This is a genomic window from Mycobacterium sp. TY814 (genome assembly GCF_030755175.1).
In the GTDB taxonomy this organism is placed as follows: Bacteria; Actinomycetota; Actinomycetes; order Mycobacteriales; family Mycobacteriaceae; genus Mycobacterium.
This window is the reverse complement of the sequence record NZ_JAUFRY010000002.1, coordinates 1,680,270-1,698,619: the sequence shown is the minus strand read 5'-3', so window position 1 is coordinate 1,698,619 and position 18,350 is coordinate 1,680,270. Positions and strand designations below refer to the sequence as shown.

General features: G+C 67.0%; 21 protein-coding genes and 2 pseudogenes. 17 read left to right on the top strand and 6 right to left on the bottom strand.

The window, feature by feature from the left end:
- The first annotated feature begins 112 nt into the window (after positions 1–112).
- Positions 113–514, top strand: a complete 402-nt coding sequence (locus tag QXH22_RS21190; protein WP_306276866.1) for a PaaI family thioesterase — start codon at positions 113–115, stop codon at positions 512–514.
- Between the two features lie 132 nt (positions 515–646).
- On the opposite strand, the gene QXH22_RS21185 is transcribed toward QXH22_RS21190, so the two are convergent.
- From QXH22_RS21185 to QXH22_RS21175, 3 genes are all read right to left on the bottom strand, one after another.
- Entirely contained in the window at positions 647–2,038 is a 1,392-nt protein-coding gene (locus tag QXH22_RS21185; RefSeq protein ID WP_306240463.1) for an NAD(P)/FAD-dependent oxidoreductase, read from the bottom strand.
- A 147-nt stretch (positions 2,039–2,185) separates the two neighbouring features.
- Positions 2,186–3,106 carry an LLM class F420-dependent oxidoreductase gene (locus QXH22_RS21180; RefSeq protein WP_306276865.1) on the bottom strand — a complete coding sequence of 307 codons (921 nt, stop codon included), beginning with the start codon at positions 3,104–3,106 and terminating at the stop codon, positions 2,186–2,188.
- A gap of 34 nt (positions 3,107–3,140) precedes the next feature.
- On the bottom strand, positions 3,141–3,818 hold the full coding sequence (locus QXH22_RS21175; RefSeq protein ID WP_306276864.1) for an SDR family oxidoreductase: 678 nt from the start codon (positions 3,816–3,818) through the stop codon (positions 3,141–3,143).
- Positions 3,819–3,953: 135 nt separating this feature from the next.
- Here QXH22_RS21175 and modA point away from each other — a divergent pair, with 135 nt between their 5' ends.
- From modA to QXH22_RS21140, 7 genes are all read left to right on the top strand, one after another.
- Entirely contained in the window at positions 3,954–4,721 is a 768-nt protein-coding gene (gene modA / locus QXH22_RS21170) for a molybdate ABC transporter substrate-binding protein (RefSeq protein WP_306240460.1), read from the top strand.
- Positions 4,722–4,727: 6 nt separating this feature from the next.
- Positions 4,728–5,522: an ABC transporter permease gene (locus tag QXH22_RS21165; protein ID WP_306276863.1), complete on the top strand. Its 795-nt coding sequence runs from the start codon at positions 4,728–4,730 to the stop codon at positions 5,520–5,522.
- A gap of 9 nt (positions 5,523–5,531) precedes the next feature.
- Complete coding sequence (locus QXH22_RS21160) at positions 5,532–6,626, top strand: sulfate/molybdate ABC transporter ATP-binding protein (protein ID WP_306276862.1); 1,095 nt, start codon at positions 5,532–5,534, stop codon at positions 6,624–6,626.
- A 74-nt stretch (positions 6,627–6,700) separates the two neighbouring features.
- The gene (locus QXH22_RS21155; protein ID WP_306276861.1) at positions 6,701–7,753 is read left to right on the top strand and encodes an alanine and proline-rich secreted protein Apa; all 1,053 of its coding nucleotides are present in this window, start codon (positions 6,701–6,703) and stop codon (positions 7,751–7,753) included.
- A 99-nt stretch (positions 7,754–7,852) separates the two neighbouring features.
- The gene (locus QXH22_RS21150; protein WP_306240456.1) at positions 7,853–8,152 is read left to right on the top strand and encodes a GlsB/YeaQ/YmgE family stress response membrane protein; all 300 of its coding nucleotides are present in this window, start codon (positions 7,853–7,855) and stop codon (positions 8,150–8,152) included.
- A gap of 108 nt (positions 8,153–8,260) precedes the next feature.
- A complete protein-coding gene (locus QXH22_RS21145) occupies positions 8,261–8,539 on the top strand; it encodes a GlsB/YeaQ/YmgE family stress response membrane protein (RefSeq protein WP_306240455.1) in 279 nt (92 codons plus the stop codon).
- Between the two features lie 30 nt (positions 8,540–8,569).
- Complete coding sequence (locus QXH22_RS21140) at positions 8,570–9,598, top strand: zinc-binding alcohol dehydrogenase family protein (RefSeq protein WP_306276860.1); 1,029 nt, start codon at positions 8,570–8,572, stop codon at positions 9,596–9,598.
- A gap of 17 nt (positions 9,599–9,615) precedes the next feature.
- Here QXH22_RS21140 and QXH22_RS21135 read toward each other — a convergent pair whose 3' ends face one another.
- The 3 genes from QXH22_RS21135 to QXH22_RS21125 form a co-directional block, all read right to left on the bottom strand.
- Positions 9,616–10,350, bottom strand: a complete 735-nt coding sequence (locus QXH22_RS21135) for a CPBP family intramembrane glutamic endopeptidase (protein WP_306276859.1) — start codon at positions 10,348–10,350, stop codon at positions 9,616–9,618.
- 10 nt (positions 10,351–10,360) lie between these two features.
- Positions 10,361–11,014, bottom strand: coding sequence for an MOSC domain-containing protein (locus QXH22_RS21130; protein WP_306276858.1), 654 nt, complete (start codon positions 11,012–11,014; stop codon positions 10,361–10,363).
- 71 nt (positions 11,015–11,085) lie between these two features.
- The gene (locus QXH22_RS21125; RefSeq protein ID WP_306276857.1) at positions 11,086–11,865 is read right to left on the bottom strand and encodes an alpha/beta fold hydrolase; all 780 of its coding nucleotides are present in this window, start codon (positions 11,863–11,865) and stop codon (positions 11,086–11,088) included.
- Positions 11,866–11,894: 29 nt separating this feature from the next.
- Here QXH22_RS21125 and QXH22_RS21120 point away from each other — a divergent pair, with 29 nt between their 5' ends.
- From QXH22_RS21120 to QXH22_RS21080, 9 genes and pseudogenes are all read left to right on the top strand, one after another.
- Positions 11,895–12,089: a hypothetical protein gene (locus tag QXH22_RS21120; RefSeq protein ID WP_306240450.1), complete on the top strand. Its 195-nt coding sequence runs from the start codon at positions 11,895–11,897 to the stop codon at positions 12,087–12,089.
- A 210-nt stretch (positions 12,090–12,299) separates the two neighbouring features.
- Entirely contained in the window at positions 12,300–13,625 is a 1,326-nt protein-coding gene (locus QXH22_RS21115) for an HNH endonuclease signature motif containing protein (RefSeq protein ID WP_306276946.1), read from the top strand.
- A pseudogene (locus QXH22_RS21110) lies at positions 13,519–13,839 on the top strand (recombinase family protein); the annotation flags it as partial. The gene QXH22_RS21115 and the pseudogene QXH22_RS21110, both read left to right, overlap by 107 nt.
- Entirely contained in the window at positions 13,825–14,838 is a 1,014-nt protein-coding gene (locus QXH22_RS21105) for a recombinase family protein (RefSeq protein WP_306276945.1), read from the top strand. The pseudogene QXH22_RS21110 and the gene QXH22_RS21105, both read left to right, overlap by 15 nt.
- A 331-nt stretch (positions 14,839–15,169) precedes the next feature.
- Positions 15,170–15,256 (top strand): annotated as a pseudogene (locus QXH22_RS21100) (hypothetical protein); the annotation flags it as partial.
- Positions 15,253–15,450 carry a hypothetical protein gene (locus QXH22_RS21095; RefSeq protein WP_306276855.1) on the top strand — a complete coding sequence of 66 codons (198 nt, stop codon included), beginning with the start codon at positions 15,253–15,255 and terminating at the stop codon, positions 15,448–15,450. The pseudogene QXH22_RS21100 and the gene QXH22_RS21095, both read left to right, overlap by 4 nt.
- A 121-nt stretch (positions 15,451–15,571) precedes the next feature.
- A complete protein-coding gene (locus QXH22_RS21090; protein WP_306276369.1) occupies positions 15,572–16,933 on the top strand; it encodes an IS21 family transposase in 1,362 nt (453 codons plus the stop codon).
- Positions 16,930–17,784, top strand: coding sequence for an IS21-like element helper ATPase IstB (istB, locus tag QXH22_RS21085; RefSeq protein WP_306276370.1), 855 nt, complete (start codon positions 16,930–16,932; stop codon positions 17,782–17,784). Before QXH22_RS21090 ends, istB begins: the two co-directional genes overlap by 4 nt.
- A gap of 203 nt (positions 17,785–17,987) precedes the next feature.
- A complete protein-coding gene (locus QXH22_RS21080; RefSeq protein ID WP_306276854.1) occupies positions 17,988–18,278 on the top strand; it encodes a helix-turn-helix domain-containing protein in 291 nt (96 codons plus the stop codon).
- The last annotated feature ends 72 nt before the right edge of the window (positions 18,279–18,350 follow it).

Below are 18,350 nucleotides of genomic sequence, written 5' to 3'. Positions count from 1 at the left end.
AGTCCTGAGGGCTGCAGCGACCCCGCGCCTCCTCGATCGGCGAGCCCCGTGCCATGTGTACGGGGCTCGCCTGTCTTCAGGGACCGTTGCACCAATGGTGTAGACACAAAGCGTGTCATCAGCGCCCGAGCAGGAATTCGTTGCAGCGTTCGACAATGAACTGGGTCTGCAATTCACCGAACTGACCCCTGACAGCGCCCGCGCGCAACTTGAGGTCAAGCCGAAGTTGCTGCAGCCGATGGGCCTGGTCCACGGCGGCGTCTACTGCTCCGTGGTCGAAAGCATGGCCAGCGTGGCCGCCTACACCTGGCTGGCCGCCAACGGCGGCGGCAATGTGGTGGGGGTCAACAACAACACCGACTTTCTGCGCGCCATCAAGTCGGGCATGGTCTACGGCAAGGCCGAACCGATCCACCGCGGCCGTCGCCAGCAGCTGTGGCTGGTCACCATCACCGACGAGGACGACCGACTCGTGGCGCGGGGTCAGGTGCGCCTGCAGAACCTTGAGGTCTGAAACCGCGTCGCGTGCGACTTTCAGCGAGCTTCGCTGTCTCACAACACAATTCGCCGTAGGAGCCGACGTCAGGATGTTGACGCCGGCCGGCGGCGGAACGCTGACCACCTGGCAGGCCGATCGGCTGACCGGCTAGCTGGCCTTTCGCGTCACGGCCCCGGAACTGCGCGCCTCGGCGGCAGCCTCCGCGAGTTGTTCCAGCCGCGTTCGTGCGAAGGCCTGCTGATCGGTGATCGTCAGCTGACCCCGCCGGGTGCTCAGGAACGTCACCGTCCACGACAGCAGCGTGGCGACCTTGGTCTTGAACCCGACCAGGTAGACAAGGTGCAGCACCAGCCACATCAGCCAGGCGATGAACCCGCTGAACTCGAGCGGGCCGATCTTGGCGACCGCGGAGAACCGCGACACCGTGGCCATCGAGCCCTTGTCGAAGTACTCGAACGGCTCCCGCTCGGACGGGTCGGCCCCCGCCAGCTCGGCCTTGATGTTGTTGGCGACGTACTTGCCGCCCTGAATGGCTCCCTGCGCCACGCCGGGAACACCCTCGACCGCGGCCATGTCGCCGACGACGAAGACGTTGGGGTGCCCGGGTATCGACAGGTCGGGCAGCACCTGAACCCGGCCGGCCCGGTCGAGTTCGACGTCGGACTGCTCTGCGAGGTCGCGGCCCAGCCTGCTGGCGGACACCCCGGCCGACCACACCTTGCAAGCCGATTCGATGCGCCGCTCGGTGCCATCGGCGTCCTTGACCGTGATGCCGTTGCGGTCCACGTCGGTGACCATCGCGCCCAACTGGATCTCGACGCCCAGCTTCTCCAACCGCGCGGCGGCCCGCTCGCCCAGCTTCTCTCCGAAGGGAGGCAGCACGGCCGGCGCGGCATCAAGCAGGATCACTCGCGCTCTCGTCGAATCGATATGCCGGAACGCGCCTTTCAGGGTGTGCTCCGCCAATTCGGCGATCTGCCCGGCCATTTCGACGCCGGTGGGACCGGCGCCGACGACGGTGAAGGTGAGCAGCTTGGCGCGCCGCTCCGGGTCGCTGGACCGTTCGGCCTGCTCGAAAGCACTCAGAATTCGGCCGCGCAACTCCAGCGCGTCGTCGATCGTCTTCATGCCGGGTGCGAATTCGGCGAATTGGTCGTTGCCGAAATAAGACTGGCCGGCGCCGGCCGCCACGATCAAGCTGTCGTAGGGCGTCTCGTAGGTGTGTCCGAGCAACTCCGAGATGACGACTTTGCGAGCCAGGTCAATGTGGGTGACGTTGCCCAGCAGCACCTGCACATTGCGCTGCTTGCGCAGGATGACGCGGGTGGTCGGCGCAATCTCACCCTCGGAGATGATGCCGGTGGCGACTTGGTACAGCAAAGGCTGGAACAGGTGGTGCGTAGTGCGCGCGATCAACTTGATGTCGACGTCAGCGCGCTTGAGCTTCTTTGCCGCCGTGAGTCCGCCGAACCCCGATCCGATAATGACGACACGGTGTCGCTGACGCGGTTCAACTGTGGGTTCTTGTTGCGGGCTCATGTTCTCGCTGCTCCTGACGGATCTCCTCGAGCGGACGACTGCAGTTAGCTATTACCCAAAGCCTAGTCAACCCACCCGCACAAACCCAACCGCGAGCCTGTGTAATTAGCCACACTCAGCGAATTGCCTTAAGTGGCCTCGCTTTCCCTATCCGCCCAGCAGCGGGCGCAGCGCCTCCGCAACGCTGGTGATGGCACCCGGGATGTGACCGCCCGGGATGTTGATGATGGCGCCGTCCAGGCCGGCGGCCAGCACTTTGGCCTCAACCTGTTCGGCGATCTGAGCCGGGCTGCCGATCGCCATGCGGGCCGTCAGATTCTCGGGAAGGTGTTCGGGTTTGGCATTTTCGTCGACCATCACCGTCAGCATCATGCTGGTTTCCAGGGTGGCCGGGTCTCGACCCACTTCCGCGCAGCGCGCCTTCACGGCGTCCATTTTGCGGGGCAGTTCCGCGAACGCCGCGACGATGTTGAGGTGGTCGGCGTAACGCGCCGCGATGCCGAACGTCTTCTTCTCGCCACCACCGCCGATCAGCACCGGAATCCGTTCGCGGTAACGGGGTTCGGCCATCGCCGACTCGGCGGAGTACCACCGGCCGGAGAACGTCGGGCGCTCTCCCTTGATCATCGGGTCGATGATCTGCATCGCTTCCTCGAGACGGTTGAAGCGGTCGGTGAAGGTTCCGAATTCGAAGCCCAGCTGCCGGTGTTCGAGTTCGAACCAGCCGGCCCCGATCCCCAGCACCGCGCGGCCGGCGCTGACCACGTCGAGAGTGGTGATCACCTTGGCCAGCAGGGTCGGGTTGCGGTAGGTGTTTCCGGTCACCAGCGTGCCGAGTTGCATGCGCTCGGTAGCGGTGGCCAGCGCCCCCAGCGCCGTATACGCCTCGAGCATCGGTTGATCCGGGGTGCCAAGCATCGGCAGTTGGTAGAAGTGGTCCATCACGAAAAGCGAGTCGTAGCCGGCCGATTCGGCTTCCCGGGCTTGCGCGATGACGGTGGGGAACAGGTTTTCGACACCGGTTCCGTAAGAGAAATTGGGAATCTGGAATCCAAGCCGTATAGCCACGGTGACTACCGTAGCTTCCGGCCGCAGACCCGGTTCAGGCGAAGTGGGCGAGTGCGCCGTGACTGACGTGCAGCGTCTGCCCCGTGATGTGGCGGGCCGCCGGAGTGGTCAAAAACAGCGAAAGTCGGGCAATCTCCGCCGCGACCGGTGCGGGCGTACGCGAAAGACCGTCGTAGCCGGCCTGGACGCTACGGCCAGTGGCGACGGCGTTCACCGTGATCCCGCGGGTGCCGTAGACCTCAGCCTGCCCGCTCACCCAGCTGGACACGGCAGCCTTGATCGAGGCGTCGACACTTCCCGCGGGCGGGTTCTCGGTCAGCACGGTGATGATGTGCCCCCCGGAACGCAGGTGGTCGCCCACGCACTGCACCGTCAGCACCGCCGAGAGCAGGGTTGCGTCCAGCGTCCGCCGCCACGCGGTGGCCGTGTCGGACAGCGAGTAGGTGCGCGGGTCACCGGCGTCCCAGGTAGGAGCCGGGATGTTGACGATGGTGTCGAGGTGGTGGGGGAACAGCGACCGGGCCTCCTGGAGGCTGGCCGGGTCGGTCGTGTCGCAGACGATCGCGTCGACGTCCAGTTCCTTGGCCACGACCTCCAGGTCGCCACCGCGGGCACCCACCAGAGTGACCTTGTGTCCGTCGTCACGGAAACTTTCGGCTACTGCCCGTCCCAGATCGGTGTCTCCACCGGTGACCACAACCTCCACTGCCACGACCTCCTCGTGCTATGGCGTCAGCGCGGTCCATGTTACTGGACAGTAGCTATTCGACGAAACCACGCGCCGAGGCGACGCGCTGATCAATTGCATAACTATTCGACCGCTTCATCGCGGCGCTAGGTTTGACCGATGCGTCGCATTCAGGTGCTGGCCGGATTTGTGACGATGCTGCTGGTCTGCAGCCTGACGGCGTGCGATTCCGGGTCTCGGCAGTCTCAGCAGTCCCGGTCGGTCGTGGTGTTCGCCGCCGCTTCGCTTAAACAGGTCTTCACCTCGATCGGCGAGCAGTTCCAGTCGGACAACCCGGGTGTGACCGTGACCTTCAACTTTGCGGGTTCCTCGGAGCTGGCGACCCAGTTGATCCAGGGCGCCGGCGCCGACGTGTTCGCCTCCGCGGACACCGCGCAGATGGACAGAGTGGCGCAGGCGGGCATGCTGGCCGCTGCAGCGACGAACTTCGCAGCCAACACCCTGGTCGTCGTCACGGCGCCGGGCAACCCGAAGAACATCGGCTCCTTTGCCGACCTCACCCGTCCCGGGCTGAGCGTGGTGGTGTGTCAGCGACCGGTGCCCTGCGGCTCGGCTACCCACCGCATCGAGGACACCACGGGCGTGCAGCTGCACCCCGTCAGCGAGGAACCCAGTGTCACCGATGCACTGGACAAAGTGATCACCGGTCAGGCCGATGCGGCTCTGGTTTACGTCACCGACGCGAAGAACGCCGGAAGTAAAGTCACAACGGTCGCGTTTCCCGAGGCCGCGCGGGCGGTGAATGTCTATCCGATCGCGGTGCTCAAGAAGGCACCGCAAACGACGCTGGCCGAGAAGTTCCAGGCTGCGGTGACGGGCCCGGCCGGGAGAGGGGTGCTGGACCGGGCCGGCTTCGCCAAGCCCTGAGTAGCGATGTCCACGCCATCCCACCTGCCGCGCTGGGTCTACCTGCCGGCCGCGGCCGGCACGCTCTTTGTCGGCCTCCCGCTGCTGGCGGTTGCGGTCAACGTCGACTGGACCCACTTCTGGGCATTGATCAGTAGTGATTCCTCGACGACGGCGCTGCTGCTGAGCCTGAAGACCGCCGCGGCCAGCACCCTGCTGTGCGTGCTAGTAGGTGTTCCGATGGCGCTGGTGCTGGCGCGCAGCCCGTTGCGTCCGGTGCGTGCGCTGCGACCGGTGATCCTGCTGCCGCTGGTGCTGCCTCCGGTCGTGGGTGGCATCGCCCTGCTGTACGCCTTCGGCCGGCTCGGCCTGGTGGGGCGCTACCTCGAAGCGGCAGGCATCAGCATTGCGTTCACGACCACGGCCGTCGTGTTGGCGCAGACGTTCGTCTCGCTGCCGTTTCTGGTGATCTCGCTGGAAGGCGCGGCCCGCAGCGCCGGAGCCGACTACGAAGTCGTGGCGGCGACGCTCGGAGCGCGGCCCACCGCGATCTGGTGGCGGGTCACCCTGCCGCTGCTGGCGCCCGGTCTGGCCTCCGGAGCGGTGCTGGCGTTCGCGCGGTCGCTGGGGGAGTTCGGCGCGACACTGACTTTTGCCGGCTCCCTGCAGGGCGTTACGCGCACGCTGCCGCTGGAGATCTACCTGCAGCGCGTGGCCGACCCGGACGCGGCTGTGGCACTGTCGCTCCTGCTGGTGGCGGTCGCGGCTGTGGTGGTGCTCGGCCTGGGCGCGCGCCGGCTGACCGGGACCGACGCGAGGTAGTAGCCGGCGATGAGCGATCTGCGACTGCGTGCGGTGGTGTCCGATCGGGGCCTGGACGTGGAATTCTCGGTGGCCGCCGGCGAGGTGTTGGCCATGCTGGGCCCCAACGGCGCGGGTAAGTCGACGGCGCTGCACGTCATCGCCGGGCTGATGCGGCCGGACTCCGGTGTGGTGCGGCTGGGGGATCGGGTGTTGACCGATACCGCGCACGGGGTACAGGTGCCCACCCACGACCGGCGGGTGGGGCTGCTGCTGCAGGATCCGTTGCTGTTCCCGCACCTGCGCGTGGTCGCCAACGTGGCCTTCGGACCGCGCAGTCGCGGCGGCATGCTTCCGTCCCGCCGGGCCCGGGAGACGGCGCTGCGCTGGCTGCGGGAGGTCGATGCCGCAGATCTTGCCGACCGCCGACCGCGCCAGCTGTCCGGGGGCCAGGCCCAGCGCGTGGCGATCGCGCGGGCGCTGGCCGCCGAACCGGAGTTGTTGCTACTCGACGAGCCGCTGACCGGACTGGATGTGGCAGCGGCGACGGCAATTCGGGCGGTGCTGCGCGACGTGGTCCGCCGCACCGGCTGCGCGGTCATCCTGATCACTCACGACCTGCTCGATGTGTTCGCGCTGGCCGACCGGGTGCTGGTGCTCGAGTCCGGCAAAGTCGCCGAGGCCGGGCCGGTGGCCCAGGTGCTGGCGGCGCCGAGGAGCCATTTCGGTGCCCGGATCGCCGGCGTCAACCTGGTCGGCGGCACCATCGCAGCCGACGGCACGCTGCACACCCAGTCCGGGTTGCGCTGGCACGGTACCGGCGATGTGCCCCTGGCCCCGGGCCGGCACGCGGTCGCGGTGTTCGCCCCGGCGAGCGTGGCCGTCTACTCGGACCCGCCGCACGGCAGCCCGCGCAACACCGTGGAGGTGACAGTGGGCGAGCTGGACACGCGCGGCCCGACGGTGCTGGTGCGCGCGGCTGATCAGGCCGACGGAGCGCCGGGGCTGGCCGCCAGTATCACCGCGGACGCGGCGGCGGAACTGCAGCTCACGCCCGGCCGGCGCGCGTGGTTTAGCGTCAAAGCGGCCGAGGTTTCGCTGTACCCGGCGCTGGACGACAGATAGCGCCGTGACCTCAGATGCGAGACACCGGCTGGGCCTTCCTTGCTTCGGGCCGGCGAGAGGGTAGGTTCGTCGCCATGCACCAGGTGGACCCGAACCCGTCACGCCGCAAGGGATTACTGGCGTCGCTGGCCATCGCCGCGGCGACCGCCGTCACCATTGCGATGCCGGCAACTTCCAGCGCCGACCCAGAGCCGGCGCCTACACCGACTCCCACCGTCGCGCCGCCTGCGTCGCCCGCTCCCGCATCCCCGGCACCGGCCGCCGGGGCTCCGGCGGCCACCCCCAGCCCGTCGGCCACGCCCGCACCGGGTGCCTCGCCCGCGCCCGGAGCCAGCCCCACCCCAACCGCCCAGCCTGCCGATCCCAACGCGGTGCCGCCGCCGGCCGACCCCAACGCCCCGCCGCCGCCTGACCCGAATGCTGTGGAAGCCGGACGGGTGACCAACGCCGTCGGCGGATTCAGCTTCATCGTCCCGCCAGGGTGGGTGGAATCCGACGCCTCCCACCTGGACTACGGATCGGCCCTGCTGAGTAAGGCGGCCGGCGAGGCGCCCATGCCCGGACAGCCGCAGCCGGTGGCCAATGACACCCGCATCGTGCTGGGCCGGCTCGACCAGAAGCTCTACGCCAGCGCCGAGGCCACCAACCCGAAAGCCGCGGTCCGGCTGGGATCGGACATGGGTGAGTTCTTCATGCCGTATCCCGGTACCCGGGTCAACCAGGAGACCGTTCCGCTCAACGCCAACGGTGTGTCCGGCAGCGCGTCGTACTACGAAGTGAAATTCAGCGACACCACCAAGCCGAACGGCCAGATCTGGACCGGCGTGGTCGGCACCCCGGCCGGCGCGACGCCTACCGCAGGCCCTCCGCAGCGCTGGTTCGTGGTGTGGCTGGGCACCTCGAACAACCCCGTGGACAAGAACGCGGCCAAGGCGCTGGCTGAGTCGATCCGGCCCTGGACTCCTCCCGCGGCTCCCCCTCCGGAAGCGGTTCCGGGCGCCCCGGCACCGGCACCCGCCGAGCCCGGCGCCCCGGCCCCCGCGCCCGCTCCGGCACCGGCGCCCGCTCAGGCACCGGCCGCGCAGAGCCCGGCGTCGACGCAACCGCGGAGCACCCAACCGGCCTGAAACTTAGGCCGAAACGTTCCTCCATTCGTTACGCAGAAGGCGTATACCGATAGCACGGTCCAGTGACTGAGCTGGACCTGCCATCGGAGAGGAACCTTGATGAACGTCATGGCAGCGACCGAATTTCTCGCCCGCTCCACCACGCTGACCAGCGTCGGATGGATCGGCTACATCATCATCGGCGCGCTGGCGGGCTGGATTGCCGGCAAGATCGTCAAGGGCGCCGGGTCGGGCATCCTGATGAACATCGTGATCGGCATTGTCGGCGCGCTGATCGGCGGGTTCCTGCTGAGCTTCGCCTTCGACACCGCGTCAGGTGGCTGGTGGTTCACCTTCTTCACCGCCATCCTGGGTTCGGTGATTTTGCTGTGGCTCGTAGGCATGGTGCAGCGGCGCTGAATTACCGCGCTGTGCGGGGAGATTCGCCGATTCTGCACGATTGACGGCATACACACCGGGTACTACGACGGGGTCCCCTCGACAAGTTAATACCCGAAGGAGCTGGTCATGGTCCTGCACATCATCGGAATGATCGTTCTCGGACTGATCGTCGGACTGATTGCGCGACTCGTCGTGCCGGGCAGGCAGCCGATGGGCTGGATCGCCACGGCACTGCTCGGCATCGTCGGTGCCTATGTCGGCGGCACGCTGGGCAGCGTGGTCTTCCCGCCACACAAATTCACCATCACTCCGCCTATCAACCACTCGTTCCTCGGAGCGCTGGTCGGCGCAGTGCTCCTGCTGCTGATCTACAAATTCGTCACGTCGCGCACCCGCACCCTGTAGGAGACCGGGCCGGCGCGGCATGATGACGTAATGGCCGCCAGCCCGACCAGCACCAGCATGACCGCGTGGCGGGTGCGTCAACCTGGACCGATGCAGAGCAAGCCGCTGGAACGCGTCACTACCGAGGTCCCGCGTCCCGCTCCGTCGGAGTTATTGGTTGCCGTATCCGCATGCGGGGTCTGCCGCACCGATCTGCACGTCACCGAAGGCGATCTTCCCGTGCACCGGAACAGGGTCACTCCCGGCCACGAGGTGGTGGGGGAGGTCGTCGAGGTCGGCTCCGATGCCGGTGACGAGTTCCACGTCGGGGACCGGGTGGGAATCGCCTGGCTGCGGCACACCTGCGGAGTGTGCAAGTACTGCCGCCGGGGCGACGAAAACCTGTGCCCGGAGTCCCGCTACACCGGTTGGGACGCCGACGGGGGATACGCCGAATTCGCGACGGTCCCCGCCGCTTTCGCGCACCCTCTGCCGAGTGGTTACAGCGACTCCGAACTGGCGCCGCTGTTGTGCGCAGGGATCATCGGGTACCGGTCGCTGTTGCGGGCCGAGCTGCCGGCCGGGGGCCGGTTGGGGCTGTATGGCTTCGGCGGCAGCGCCCACATCACCGCCCAGGTCGCGTTGGCCCAAGGGGCGGAAGTGCATGTGATGACCCGCGGAGCCCGGGCGCGCGACCTGGCACTGGAGTTGGGAGCGGCATCCGCCCAGGGCGCGGCCGATCCGCCGCCGGTGCCGCTGGACGCGGCCATCCTGTTCGCTCCGGTCGGCGATCTGGTGCTGCCGGCAATGGAGGCCCTCGACCGGGGCGGCACGCTCTCGGTGGCGGGCATTCATCTCAGTGATATTCCGACGCTCAATTACCAGCGGCATCTGTTCCAGGAGCGGCAGATCAGATCGGTCACCTCGAACACCAGGGCCGACGCACGCGCTTTCCTGGACTTCGCCGGCCGCCACCACATCGAGGTCACCACACCGGAGTACTCGCTGGCCGACGCTGATCGTGCGCTGACCGACCTGAGCACGGGCGAGATCGCCGGCGCCGCAGTGTTGTTGGTCTAGGTCGACGGTTTGGCGGTCTAGGTCGACAGGTGCCAGACCAAGGCGGCGGCCAGGGCGCCGACGCCGTTCAGCGACCAGTGCAGCGCAATGGGAGCAATCAGGCTGCCGCTGCGACGCCGTAGCCAGCTGAAGACGAATCCGGCGGCACCGGTGGCCAGCACAGCCATCGTCACTCCGGCAAGCATGCCGAAGACGCCACCGCCGAATAGGCGGGTGAAGCCGACGTTGTTGCTGGTCAGGCCCAGAGACGTCGCGATGTGCCACATTCCGAACAGCAGCGATCCGGCCAGGGCGACCCCGCGGAAACCCCATGCCCGGTGCAGCGCGCCGTGCAGCACCCCACGGAAAACCAGCTCCTCCGGGATGACCGTCTGCAGCGGAATGATGACCATCGAGGCGACGAGTGCGCCGGAGATGGTCGCGTAGTGGTTGTTGAGGAACATCGGCCGGGTGATCGGCAGCGCCACACCCACCGCGATGACGGACACCACCAGCGCCACGGCGGCCACGGCGTAGCCCACCCCGGATCTCCAATGCTCGCGGCCGAGGCCGAGTTCGGCCCAGTCCAGACCGCGCCACCGGACCAGGAGCACCAGGCCGATGGCGGCCAGGGGGACCGTCGCGATGCTCGCCCACGCCGTGGTGAAGTGCGCGACCACGTTTGTCAGCACCAGGACGGCGACGACCACAGCGATGTCGGCGTAAAGGCGGAACCGCTCGCTTTGCGGGAGTGCTGGGCTGTGATCGGACATTGCCGCGAGTCTACCTGCGGGTCCGCTGCGCGACCTCGGCTTTGATTTCCGCTGAGAGCGCATCGGCGACTGCGAGCCTGATCAGCAACTCGGGTTGCAATAGGCGTGCCCGGAAGACCAGCCCGATAGTGACGTCATGATCAGGGCGGTGCGCGACGGTGATGTCATCGCCGGCGCGAACGGTACCGGGTGTGATCACCCGCAGATAGGCGCCAGGAATGGCGGCCTGGGTGAAGGTCTTGATCCAGCCGCGCTGCTCGAGCATCGCCGCGAAGGTCCGGCATGGCGTGCGAGGCGCGGAGACTTCCAGGACCGGACCGTCGTTGCCGACGCGCCAGCGTTCCCCGATGAGGGCCTCGGTGACATCGATGCCGGCGGTAGTCAGGTTCTCACCGAACATTCCGTTGGTGAGGGTGCGCTTCAGCTGGCCTTCCCAGTTATCGAGGTCCTCGCGCGCGTAGGCGTAGACGGCCTGGTCGTCGCCGCCGTGGAACTTCGGGTTGCCGATGGCGTCGCCGGCCAGGCCGCTGCCCGTTTTGCCCGGCGCCTGCACCAGGACGGTCTCGTCGGTGGGGACCTTGTAGATGCCGGTCACCTTCGATCGTGCGCGCGGATCGGGGTTCGGGCGAGCCTGAGCCACGTTGACGGACAAGACTTTCGGCATCTGGCCAGAGTAACCGGGCGTCAGGTCACGCTAGTCAGTCGATAGCAGCAGGAGGACACAGCACGCCCGCCTCATCTCGCGCCGGTCACCGTCAAGATGGTCCGGGCCACCAAGGCGGGGTCATCCACCATGGGAACGTGCCCGACGCCCGGCAGGGTCGTGAATGAAGCCTGTGGCACCCGCCGACGGGCGATCGGGTCGCACAGCGGTACCGGAACGATCGCGTCGTTCCCCGACCATGCGATGGTCACCGGGCATGGCAGCGGATCCAACGGTGCGATCTGTTCACCGGAACCCAGAAAGTCGTCGACGTCGACTGTGCAGCCGATCATGTCATCGATGGCCGAGACGCTTTGGGCCGTGGTGATCCGGTCTGCGTGGCAGGCGGCGTCCCGCAAGCCGAGTCGGCGCACGGTCGCCGACTTCATTGCGACAGCGACCATCGGACGTAGTGGACGCGCGACCCGCCCAATCGCCACGAACTTGTGAATCTGCTTGAGCACGTGGGCCTGAGCGCTGTCCCCGGAGAACCAAAATCCGGCCGGGGCGAACGCACACACGGTTGCCGCGCGGCCGCGCCGGGCCAACTCGATGGCCATCCAGCCGCCCAGCGAGAGACCCACAACATGCGGACGCTCGAGGCCGTGCGCGTCGAGGTAGCGCTCCGCGTCGTCAACCAAATCGCTGACGGTAGCCGGACGCGGCGGAGCCGGTGACCCGCCGCGATGCCCGGCCGTGGTGAACGAGTGCACGCGGTGCTGATCGGACAGCAGTGGCACGACGTCCTGCCAACCGTTGCCCGACATGAGAATGCCGTGCAGCAGGACCAGGGGAGACTTCTCGGACGTCACGCGGCAAAGTCTTGCATCTGCCTGCACAGATGGAAACGGTCCAGTTAGTTGAGCACGTGGGTGCGATGACCGGCTTCGTCGAGCAGGCGGGTGGGATGACCGGCTTCGTCGAGCATGCGGGTGCGATGACCGGCTTCGTCGGGTACGTCGCGGTCACTTGCCCGGCCTGGTTTGTCCGTCGCGACCGAACCATGCCACCAACCGTCCAGTCCCGGCCGCAGTAATCCGTCGATATGCGAGCCCCGCGGACGGCTCGAGGTTGTCGGCGGCGGTGAAAGACCGGCTCTGACCTGGCGTGAGTCCGGTACGGGGAGTTGTCGGCGGGCCCGAGTAGTATCGCACACATGTTCGAACCGATGCCCGCTTCGTCGTGGGAGGGGAAACCGTTCAGCGAGCTGACCGCGGCCGAGCGGATGGCGCGTTTCGATGCGCTGATGGGCCAGATGTTCGAACACCGCGAGGGCCTGCTGGGCAAGACCGCGGAATCGCGTGGGTGGGTGACGCGGGTGTGCGCGGCGGCGCGACTGGTCAATCAGGCCACGGCCGCGGAGTTGGTGGCGATTGGGGAGTTGTTCGCCTACCGGTTGGCCCGGGGTGGGGAGCGGGAGGACTGGGCGATCGACACGATGAAGGCGGTGGCTGGGGAGGTGGCCGCGGGGTTGAAGATCAGTCAGGGCCGTGCGGAGACAAAGGTGCGCTATGCCCGGGCGATGCGTGAGCGGCTACCGCAGGTGGGCGCGGTGTTGTGTGCCGGGGATATCGATCTGGAGGCGTTCTCGACGATTGTGTTCCGTACCGATCTGATCGAGGACCCGCAGGTGCTGGCGGCGGTGGACGCCGCGATCGCCGCGCGGGTGACGCGCTGGCCGTCGTTGAGCCGGGGGCGGCTGGCTAAGAAGGTCGATGCGATCGTGGCCCGCGCCGATGTGGATGCGCTGCGCCGCCGCAAAGAAGCGCAGGCTGATCGGGAGGTGTGGATCGGTCCGCCGGCCGACGGGATCTGCCCGATCGAGGGCCGGTTGCGCAGCACCGACGCCCGGGCCGTGGAGGCGCGGCTGACGGTGTTGGCGGCCACGGTGTGCCCGCATGATCCGCGCACCACCGCCCAGCGCCGCGCTGATGCGTTGGGGGCGCTGGCCGCTGCGGCGACCCGGCTGGGCTGTGAATGCGGCCGTCCCGATTGCACCGCCGCCGCCAGCAAGCCGTCCGGCCCGGTGGTGATTCAGGTGATCGCCGAACAAGCCACCCTCAACGGGCACGCCGACAGCCCCGCCTACCTACTGGGCGGGCAGGACCTCATCACCCCTGAACTGCTGGCCGAGTTGGCGCTGTCCGCCAAACAGGTGCCGTTGATCCATCCCGGCTACGCCGCCCCCGAACCCCACTACACCCCGTCTGCGGGGTTGGCCGATTTCGTGCGGGCCCGGGATCTGACGTGCCGCTGGCCCGGCTGCGAGGTACCGGCCACCGGCTGCGATCTGGATACCATCCCCTACGCCCAGGGCGGGCCCACCCATGCCGGCAACCTCAAGTGCTACTGCCGCACACAGCAACGATTATCTCAAGTACATTTAAGACATGAGCACCCCAAAAGCCGCCATCTACCTGCGCATATCCAGCGACCACACAGGGCAGGAGCTAGGTGTCAGCCGCCAGCGCGAGGACTGCCTAGCCCTCTGCGAAGCCAAGGGCTGGGAGCCGGTGGAGTACATCGACAACGACATCTCGGCGTCGTCGGGCAAGAAGCGTCCCGCCTATGAGCGGATGCTCACCGACATCAGAGAAGGCCGCATCGTCGCGGTGGTGTGCTGGGATCTCGACCGCCTCCACCGCCGACCTATCGAGCTAGAAGGCTTCATGGCCCTGGCCGATGAACGTCACCTCGCTCTGGCGACGGCTTCCGGGGATGTCGATCTGAGCACCGCCCAAGGGCGACTGGTGGCCCGGCTCAAGGGGTCGGTGGCGGCGCACGAGATCGAGCACAAGCGTGCCCGCCAGGTCCGTGCCGCCCAGCAGAAGGCTGAGGCTGGCCGACCTCAGTGGGTCAGGGCCTTCGGCTACGACGACCAACGCCAGCCCCACCCAGTCACTGCCCCGATGGTCAGGGAGGCCTACGCCAGTGTGCTGGCCGGTGGCTCTATCTCTGATGTGGCCCGCACATGGAACGCAGCAGGCAAGCACGGGCTCACCGGCAAGCCGTGGTCGGCGTCCACCGTCTCCTTGTTCCTGCGCTCACCGAGGAACTGCGGGCTGCGGTCTCATCAGGGCCAGATCGTGGGCAAGGGCACCTGGCCGGGTCTCGTGGACGAGGGAACGTGGAAGGCCACGCAGTCTCTGTTGAATGCACCGGGACGAGCACCGGGCAAGAAAACGGTGCGCCAGCACCCGCTGACCGGTGTCCTGCAGTGCGGGAAGCCCGACTGCGGTGGTTACCTCGCAGGCAACTGGGTGATGCAGAAACAGGCTGGTGGCCCACGGGCTCACGCGATCACCTACACATGCAGGCGCTGCCGTGGTGTGTCCATCCGCGCCGAGCACGTCGTCCCGTTGGTCTATGACATCGTCGGCGGAAGGCTGGCAAAGCCTGACGCTGCTGATCTGCTCAAGGCTGAGATCCACGACGAGGCCGAAGCCGAAGCCCTACGCACCGAGGCCCAGGCGCTCTACGGCCAGATCGAGGAAGCCGAAGCCGAGTACGACGACGGCGTCATTGATGGCCGTCGTCTGGCAGCCCGCAAGGAGCGTGTGGCAGAGAAGCTGGCTGTTATCGAGCGCAAGCAGCAGGATGCCGAAAGGCTGCGAGTCCTTGCCGACATTCCTCTGGGTGAGCCTGAAGCTGTCGAAGCCGTCAAGCAGCTCAGCCCGGATCGGTTCCGGGCGGTGGTGAACCTGTTGGTGACCATCACCGTGGCCCCGGTGGGCAAAGGTGGGCACGTCTTCAACCCAGACCGGCTGTCGGTGGAGTGGCGTTAGGCCCAAGGAGATAGCTCCTGAGCTGGAACGATGAGGAATGTTAGAGAAATTTTGGCCGTAGCCCACGAAACCCCTTACCGGACCGTAAAATTAGAAGTGCGCTCGGCCAACTAACCCGACTCGAATCCTTCCGCATCGGCCAGCACAGCGCCCGCAGCGTTCTCCGCGAGATGCAGATATCGCCATCGAGGGGCGAGAACCCCCGAAGGACGAACCGGCCTCCTGGTAGGCACGATCTCCTGGCAAGTCGCGAACTCCCTGTTGACTTCCGTCTTGGAGCTGCGTCATGCCCGATTCCCCCTCTTCTCATAAGGCGTTCGTGGCCAAAGTGTTGGCCACCGCACCACCGCTGACCCCCGAACAGCGGACCAAGCTGGCCGAGTTGCTTCGACCAGTCCGCATCAAGGCCGCATCATGAGCGCCCCGAAGCGGATGGTTCCCGACCCCGACCGTTCCTGTCCGACGTGCCGGAGCTTCGACCCCTATTTCGGCTTTGGTGGGCGGTGCCTGGACCCCTTCCACGACATCGCCGCCATTGCGATCTTCGAGGCCGAAATCAGTGGCACCGAACTGGATTTGGATGCAATCCCTGTCTATGACCGCGCTCGCTGAAATTCCCCACTGACGCTCATCGAAATTCCCCACCCGTGTGGCTCCGCCGAGAAGGGCGGGCCTCCTTCGAAGCTGCTGGTGTCTGACGCCAGTTGCTTCACCGAAGGAGGCCCGCTTTCTCATGCTCACATGGGAGGACGATGTGGAAGTACATGCCCTGCGCAAGCGTGGTTGGACGATTTCGGCGATCGCCCGCCACACCGGCTTCGACCGTAAGACGGTCCGCAAGTATTTGGCCGGCGACGGCGAACCCGGGGTCCGGGCGCGGCCCGGCCCGGATCCGTTCGACCCGTTCGTCGACTACGTCACCGCCAGGCTGATCGAGGACCCGCATCTGTGGGCCCGCACCCTTCACGACGAGCTCGAGGACCTGGGGTTCGGCCTGTCGTATCAGAGCCTGACTCGCAACATTCGCACCCGGAACCTGCGTCCGGTCTGTGAAGCCTGCCGGACGGCAACCCAGCGGCCGAACGCGGTGATCCCGCACGCACCCGGGGATGAAACCCAATGGGACTGGCTGGAATTGCCCGATCCACCAGCTGCGTGGGGCTGGGGCAAGACCGCGCATTTGCTGGTCGGCTCGCTGGCCCATTCCGGGAAATGGCGCGGGTATTTGGCGTCGAGCGAGGATCAACCGCACCTGGTCGCTGGCTTGGACCGCGTGACCCGCGGCCTGGGCGGCGTCTCGCGGGTGTGGCGATTCGATCGGATGGCCACGGTCTGCGACCCGGGCTCGGGACGGGTGACCGCGTCGTTCGCCGGGGTGGCCAAGCACTACGGGGTTGCGGTGGCGATCTGCCCGGCCCGGCGCGGCAACCGCAAGGGCGTGGTGGAGAAGGTTAATCACACCGCCGCCCAGCGCTGGTGGCGCACCCTGGCCGACGAGGCTACCGCCGAACAGGCCCAGGCCGACCTGGATCGCTTCGCCCGGGTGCGTGGTGACACCCGGCTGCGGGCCACCGCCGATGGCCGGTCCTCGGTCGCGGTAGTGGCCAAAACCGAACCGCTATCCGCGGTGCCGGCGCAGGCGTATCCGGTGATCGTCGCCGAGGCCCGCACGGCGTCGCGGCAGGCGATGGTGTCCTACCGCGGCAACCGCTACTCGGTACCCCCGGAACTCGCCGCTGCCCAGGTGGTGGTCAGCCATCCGGTCGGCGGCGAGTTCTGCGATATCGCCACCATGAGCGGGATCGTCATCGCCCGCCACCGCATGGCCGCTGACGGACTTGGGGTGATGGTGCGTGACAGCGGACATGTCATCGCCCTGGACACCGCAGCCATGGCCACCGCCGCGACCGGACGCCCGCACCGCCGCAAGGAACGCATCCCACCCGGCCCGGTCGCCAAAGCTGCTGCCGCACAACTGCGTGCACTCAAGCAGCCATCCACCACCGCCGTTGAAACATCAACTCCATCAACAGATTCCACTGTCATCGATCTATCCGCCTACGAGCGGGCCGCCCAGAACAGGACCATTCAATGACCTCCACGCCACGCACTCCGAAGACCACCACGGCCACCACTGAGGAGTCGCCGTCGGCCGCCGCCTCCCGGTATCAACAGCTGCGCTCACATCTGGCCGAACTCAAACTCGCCGCGGCCGCCGAAGCCCTACCCGCGGTGCTTGATCAGGCCACCGCCGAGGGGCTCTCGCTGACCGTCGCGTTGGAGCGGCTACTGGCCGTCGAGGTCGAGGCCAGCACCGCCCGCCGCCTGGCCGGCCGATTGCGGTTCGCCTGCCTGCCGACCCCGGCCACCCTGGCCGACTTCAACGTGGATGCCGCCGCTGGCATCGACCGCAAACTCATCGACGAGCTGGGCACCTGCCGCTACCTGGAATCGGCGACCAACATCTTGCTCATCGGGCCACCAGGCACCGGCAAGACCCACCTGTCCGTCGGATTGGCAAGGGCTGCAGCCCATACCGGCTACCGGACCTACTTCACCACCGCCGCCGATCTGGCCGCCCGCTGCCACCGCGCGGCCATCGAAGGACGCTGGGCCACCACCATGCGGTTCTACGCAGGCCCGACGCTGCTGGTGATCGATGAGCTGGGGTACTTACCGCTGCCCGCTGAAGCCGCGTCGGCGTTGTTTCAGGTTGTCTCCCAACGGTATTTGAAGACCAGCATCGTCATCACCACCAACCGCGGCGTGGGCGCCTGGGGAGAGATCCTCGGCGACACCACCGTCGCGGCCGCCATGCTCGACCGTCTGCTACACCGCTCGGTCGTCATCAACCTCGACGGCGAGTCCTACCGCCTACGCGACCACCACGCCGCCGCGGAAACCCTGCGCCGAACCACCACCGGTACCCGTCAACAACTACACTGACCGCTGCTCACAGGTGAGGAATTTCGGCGAGCACACCTGAGGACTTTCGATGAGCGCGATCATCTACCTGAAAGACATGGAAGCATGACAAACCGGCTAATTCGTCTGTGGCCCACGGTGCGCGTATCGCCTTGGCTCGTCTTCATCCTCTGCGGCACTGTCGGCGGATTCCTTGCTGCCCTGCAGATCTGGGGGTGGTCCCGATGACCTTGCCCGCCGATTTCACCATCGTGCCGTTTGAAGTCATCGGCTCCGGAGTCGAGAGACCACCGACAACCAGACTCGGTCAGCGACTACGCCAACTCCGAAAAGATCTGGGAATTAGCCAGACTGAGATGGCCGGGCTTCTGGGACTAGCCAAGACAACGGCCAACGCAGGCCGAGTCTGTGGCTGGGAGCGGGGCAAGAACATGCCGACGCTGCCGACCTTGCACCGCTATGGCCAAGCCTTCGGCGGCATGACGGTCTCCCAGCTCCTCGACGGCATCATCTGAGACCCGTTGTCGCCCTCTATGTTCCCAGTCCACACAAAGACCGAGGCCCCCGCTTGCGGCAGAGGCCTCGGC